This is a genomic window from Vibrio sp. Vb0667 (assembly GCF_033391095.1).
In genome coordinates, this window is sequence record NZ_JAWPOL010000179.1 from 1 (window position 1) to 1395 (window position 1395).

Sequence of the window (1395 nt, forward strand, 5' to 3'; positions counted from 1 at the left end):
CAATGCGACCTTGTTGTTCGTGGTAAAGCTTGAAACAGGAACTGTTCAAGCGAGCGCGGATACTATCATTCCACTTAGAATTGGGCAACCCAAATCGTATCTAAATCAATAAAAACACATCATTTGGCGGATCCGAAGTTGATGGTTTTCATCACTTAGAGAGAAACATGATCGTATCGCTTCTATTTTCATCGGATTGATTAGCGTTTACCGATGAAAAAGAGTCTTTAGTGATTCGTTTTAAGTACGGCTACGGTGCAACGTTAATGTGGCTTTTAAACCACCCATTTTGCTCTTTTCTAAAGCCAGTAGGCCTCGATAGCTGTGCGCCATTTCACTCACAATATTTAAACCGAGCCCAGAACCTGGCGTTGTTTCGTCTAATCTGACACCACGTTTGATGACTTGGCCTAATTGCGCTTGAGGGATTCCAGGCCCATCGTCTTCGATAATCAGGTGGATACTCTCTTTATCCAGAGTAGAGTGGACGCGAATCATGCTATTTGCCCATTTATAGCCATTTTCAAGCAAGTTACCGATCATTTCATCGAGGTCGGTTTTTTCGACTGCAACATTCAACTCAGAATCAAGCTCATTAACTAAGGTGATGTCTCGCTCGGCATAGACTTTATCGAACGCCATTGAGATAGCATCCACTCGCTCTGCTGGATTGGCTTTGACAGAAAGGATGTTCATGGAACCCGCCATTCGAGCGCGACCTAAATGATAGTCGATGTGATCTTGAATCTGGTTGAGTGGGGCGTTTAAGCGTGCTTGCGTTTTGGGCTCTAGCGTTTGCACTTCATTTTTTAACACAGATAGCGGCGTTTTGAGTGCATGTGACAAATTACCCGCGTGGTTACGCGCACGTTCCAGTAACTCCTGATAGTGGAAAAGCAGAGCATTGAGGTCAGAAATAAGCGGCGAAATCTCTTTCGGATAAGTTTCTTCTAAACTCTTTTTATTTCCAGCTTTGAGCTCTGCCAGCTCTTTTTGCAGTTTAGTTAGTGGACTCAATGACCAAACGATTTGCAAGAGAATGACAGTCAGAACGCCAGCAAACAACAATCCTAGAATTAGCCAGAGTTGACCAATAAGGGTTTGCAGTGTGCTTTTGATTGGCTCTTCGTCGATACCTACGATGATATGAATTGGACCATCGTAGTCGGGTAGATATAGCGCTTTTTCCAGAGTAATCAGTTTTTCGTCTCTTGCACCATACGCATCTTTATCGAGTCCTTTATACTCGATTCTTTTATCCCACAACGAGCGAGAGCGTTCGAGGCTTGTATCTGTCGATGCACTCCAATATAAGCCGCTGTACGGGCGACTAAAGCGAGGATCCGACAGTTGAGCTGCTAACGAAAGATGGCCTGTATGATCGACTTCCAATTG

The 1395-nt window shown here is 44.2% G+C and carries 1 protein-coding gene; it reads right to left on the reverse strand.

Going from position 1 to position 1395, the window contains the following annotated elements:
- Nucleotides 1-240 precede the first annotated feature (240 nt).
- Nucleotides 241-1395: ATP-binding protein (locus tag R8269_RS24440; RefSeq protein ID WP_318222804.1), on the reverse strand; the 1155-nt coding region annotated here is incomplete at its 5' end.